Source organism: Pseudopedobacter sp., assembly GCF_040392825.1.
In the GTDB taxonomy this organism is placed as follows: domain Bacteria; phylum Bacteroidota; class Bacteroidia; order Sphingobacteriales; family Sphingobacteriaceae; genus Pseudopedobacter.
This window is the reverse complement of record NZ_JBEBVH010000329.1, coordinates 1-3,862: the sequence shown is the minus strand read 5'-3', so window position 1 is coordinate 3,862 and position 3,862 is coordinate 1. Positions and strand designations below refer to the sequence as shown.

Here is a 3,862-nt window from a genome sequence, read left to right as displayed (position 1 = left end):
GCTTTCGATAACAGTTATACTTGATTTCAGGAACAGGAGAGGAGTTTTTAAATCGGGTTGATTAAATTCTATTAAACTGTCTGCAAATACTTTTAAAGACCAAAAAGGTTCGTTCCCACCTGCGAAGAAATCTACACCTTCTTTAAGTAAAGATTCGTTGTTACCTTCTGCTTCTGTAGAGTAATCTATTTTATAAAGCTTTCTATTGGTAGCGGAAGTATTTGCTAAATCGGAACCAATTTCTGCAATTTCGTTATTGCTTACTTTATAGTAGCTTTTAGTTAAGCTATCTTTAAGCAGAACAGTAGAATCATTAATTGCTTCCCATTTCCCTTTTATTCTCTGGAAATTAGAACTTTTACCTGTTTGAATAATGTCTTTTTCAAATTCATTTTCTGCAAATGAGATATGTGTTCTAACACCGTCGGACGACATACCCTGATAGTCGCCTAATATAGGTAGTGTAGATTTTTTTTGCGAAATGCACGATGCAGCAAGGATTAAACCTGCTAAGATAATTGTCTTTTTCATATGGTCATTAAAATCAATATGCTTAAAATAAACATAACGCATAAGCAAATGTTTATTTTAAGCACTGGTTTTTGCCTGTCTATAAGCACCGTTTAGTTATGAAAGACAATCGGGCGCGATTAAAACAATAATCCCCGACGTTAATATTATTCTGCCAATATGCCTTTTAATACATATTTTGCAGTAGCAGGATTGGTAGCTAAAGGAACATCATGAACATCGCAGATGCGAAGAAGCATTTGCACATCCGGTTCGTGTGGGTGTTTTCCCAGTGGATCTCTAAAAAATAAAATACCAGCTAATTCACCTTCAGCAGCCATTGCCGCTATCTGTGCATCGCCTCCTTTTGGCCCACTTAATTTTTTAATTACATTTAATCCGGTCTTTTCTATCAAGCCTCCTGTTGTTCCGGTAGCTACGATATCCATTTCAGAAAGTACATCTTTATAGTCTTTTACAAAACCAATCATTTCGGCTTTTTTACCGTCATGGGCAATAAGAGCAATTCGTTTCTTCATGTTATTATTTATTTTATTTTTATCCAAAAAACATATATGTCAATAAAATGGCAGCTATTAAGCCAACAAAATCGGCAATTAAACCACAAACAAGTGCATGTCTGGTATTTTTAATACCTACAGAACCAAAATAAACAGCCAATACATAAAAAGTAGTTTCAGAAGATCCCTGAATAATACTTGCCAGTCTGCCCTGAAAAGAGTCTGCTCCGTATGTTGTCATTACATCTACCATTAAGCCCCGGGCGCCGCCACCGCTCAGTGTTTTCATTAACCCAACAGGCAATGCCGGAACAAATCTGGTATCTAAACCAAAGAAAGATACAGCAGAAGCAATAGCACCCACAACATAATCCATACATCCCGTTGTGCGAAATACAGATATAGCAACTAAAATAGCAATGAGAAATGGAATAATCATTACTGCTGTTTGAAAGCCTTCTTTAGCTCCGTCTATAAATGCATCATATACGTTTATCTTTTTGACAGCTCCGTATACAATGAATAGTATAATTATCGATAGTATAAGTAGTCCACCAATTAAGCCTGTAATTTCCTGCATTCTATCCGGACTTAATCCGTTAAGAGAAATATACAGTAGAGCCATTAACCCCAGAAAACTTCCTAAAAACACCAATACAGGTAGTTTAAATAGGTTTATTTTTTGAAATGCAGCAACAGCAAGCATTCCGGAAATAAAGGAAATGAAAGTTCCAATTAACGCAGGGATAAATATGTCTGCCGGATTAGTTGCTCCATTAGCCATTCTAAGTGCTATAACAGAAGTAGGTATAAGGGTAATACCTGCTGTGTTTAGAACCAGAAACATAATCTGAGCGTTTGTCGCAGTCTCCTTATTCGGGTTTAATTCCTGTAACTCCTGCATTGCTTTTAATCCTACCGGAGTAGCGGCGTTATCTAAACCCAACATATTGGCACTAAAATTCATGATAATGGAACCATTTGATGGATGATTTTTAGGAATCTGAGGAAAGAGTTTACTGAAAAAAGGATTAACGCCTTTTGCAAAAAGTGAAATCATACCCGCCTTTTCTCCAATTTTCATTATTCCAAGCCAGAAAGTCATAATTCCAACCAGGCCTAAGGAAATTTCGGCCCCGGTTTTTGCACTGTCAAACATACCATTCATTACGTTTGAAAAAATTTGTACATCGCCTAAAAATATTAGTTTAAAAAGTGCTACAATAAAAGCGATAACAAAAAATGTAATCCAAACGTAGTTTAACGCCATATATTAGTTTGTTGAGTTTTAAGTTTGATTAACATAAAATAGTGATTTTACCAATTAAACCTGCACAGTAACTGGTCTAATTCTGTGAATACACTTAAATATGTGATTTAGATAAATAGTCATATAGTTTGTAGTATATGCCTTAGACACCGACTTTTTAATTTTCTGCTTTAAAGGTAAAGTTTTAGGGATTTAAACAGAAAAATAAATCATTTTTTTGGCCAGGATCTTCTGGTTTTCAACGTTTGCCTAATAGACACAAATACAGCGTATCTACTATCCAGATTTTACTTTAAACTTTTTATTCTCACTTACAACTTAATACTAGGTATATAAAACATCGGCATCGTTCACAAATTCCTGTCCGTTTAATCTCTGAAATACTCTCGCTAATGTCAATACATCTTTTTGGCAGTAAGACACAATCTTAGAAAGGTTCTTTTCTATATAATAAGTATGAGCAACCTGACTGCCGTCCAATTCATCTTTAGGTGTTGGAATGTCAAATATAGCGGCCAATAGTTCTAGGCTGGTGTAGCTTTTGTGGTCACCAAATTTCCAAAGCTCCAAAGTATCCAAATGGTTAACCTCCCAGGGTTTCTTTCTGATCGTATTAAGTTGAGCAGGAATAGGTAATTCGTTAATAAGTGCTCTGCGACATAAATAGGGGAAGTCAAATTCTTTCCCATTATGAGCGCATAAAGATAAGTCTGATGGGAATTTTTGTAATAAAGAAGAAAACTTTAAAAGTATATCAATTTCATTTTCGCCGTATAAAGACTTTATTTTTAATTGACCCGTTGGGGTGAATTTACCCAGAGAAATACAAACAATTTTTCCAAATTCTGCCCAGATTCCAGCCTTATTATAAAATTCTTCAGGTGTTTCTTCATTTTTTCTATAAAACTGAGATTTTTTGTCCCACAGTGGTTTTATGTTTTCCGGAACTAAGTCATAGTATTGATATTGCGGAACGGTTTCTATATCCAAAAAGAGGATATTGGTAGTATTTGGTTTTTCTATCATGCAAGACTCTGGTTTTAGAAATGAACGGCAACTAAATTTACAATAAAGTCTGTGATATACAACTTAAAACTGAATAAATCTTAAAGTTTAATGAAAAAGGAGAGGAGAGTTGTAAAAAATAAATTCTGTACTGAAGGCGGGAATCGAACCCGCACTCGCTTTAGGGCGAACAGGATTTTAAGTCCTGCGTGTCTACCAGTTCCACCACTTCAGCTTGTTTCAACCCGAAGGATAAAACTAAGAGCGAAAGACGAGATTCGAACTCGCGACCCCAACCTTGGCAAGGTTGTGCTCTACCAACTGAGCTACTTTCGCTTATAAATATTTCAAATGCTTAATTATCTCCACAGTCCAGAGATATTGTACTGAAGGCGGGAATCGAACCCGCACTCGCTTTAGGGCGAACAGGATTTTAAGTCCTGCGTGTCTACCAGTTCCACCACTTCAGCATGGTTATTTACTTTGAAGTAAATCTAACCCTTTGGAGCGAAAGACGAGATTCGAACTCGCGACCCCAACCTTGGCAAGGTTGTGC

The 3,862-nt window shown here is 36.1% G+C and carries 4 protein-coding genes and 3 tRNA genes; all 7 read right to left on the bottom strand.

The window, feature by feature from the left end; all coding sequences use genetic code 11:
• The coding region (locus ABWO41_RS16410; protein ID WP_353140341.1) for a hypothetical protein at positions 1-531 on the bottom strand (531 nt) is incomplete at its 3' end.
• 146 nt (positions 532-677) lie between these two features.
• Entirely contained in the window at positions 678-1,049 is a 372-nt protein-coding gene (locus tag ABWO41_RS16405) for a methylglyoxal synthase (RefSeq protein ID WP_353140339.1), read from the bottom strand.
• 19 nt (positions 1,050-1,068) lie between these two features.
• A complete protein-coding gene (locus tag ABWO41_RS16400; protein ID WP_353140337.1) occupies positions 1,069-2,301 on the bottom strand; it encodes a spore maturation protein in 1,233 nt (410 codons plus the stop codon).
• A gap of 324 nt (positions 2,302-2,625) precedes the next feature.
• Entirely contained in the window at positions 2,626-3,327 is a 702-nt protein-coding gene (locus ABWO41_RS16395) for a 3'-5' exonuclease (protein ID WP_353140335.1), read from the bottom strand.
• A gap of 128 nt (positions 3,328-3,455) precedes the next feature.
• A tRNA-Leu gene (locus tag ABWO41_RS16390) sits at positions 3,456-3,541 on the bottom strand.
• 28 nt (positions 3,542-3,569) lie between these two features.
• A tRNA-Gly gene (locus tag ABWO41_RS16385) sits at positions 3,570-3,642 on the bottom strand.
• Positions 3,643-3,690: 48 nt separating this feature from the next.
• Positions 3,691-3,776 (bottom strand) — tRNA-Leu (locus ABWO41_RS16380).
• Between the last annotated feature and the right edge of the window lie 86 nt (positions 3,777-3,862).

Bases quoted from the DNA above. Each gene is read 5' to 3' on its own strand.
- ABWO41_RS16405 (WP_353140339.1), bottom strand. From the start codon at position 1,049: ATGAAGAAACGAATTGCTCTTATTGCCCATGACGGTAAAAAAGCCGAA.
- ABWO41_RS16400 (WP_353140337.1), bottom strand. From the start codon at position 2,301: ATGGCGTTAAACTACGTTTGGATTACATTTTTTGTTATCGCTTTTATT.
- ABWO41_RS16395 (WP_353140335.1), bottom strand. From the start codon at position 3,327: ATGATAGAAAAACCAAATACTACCAATATCCTCTTTTTGGATATAGAA.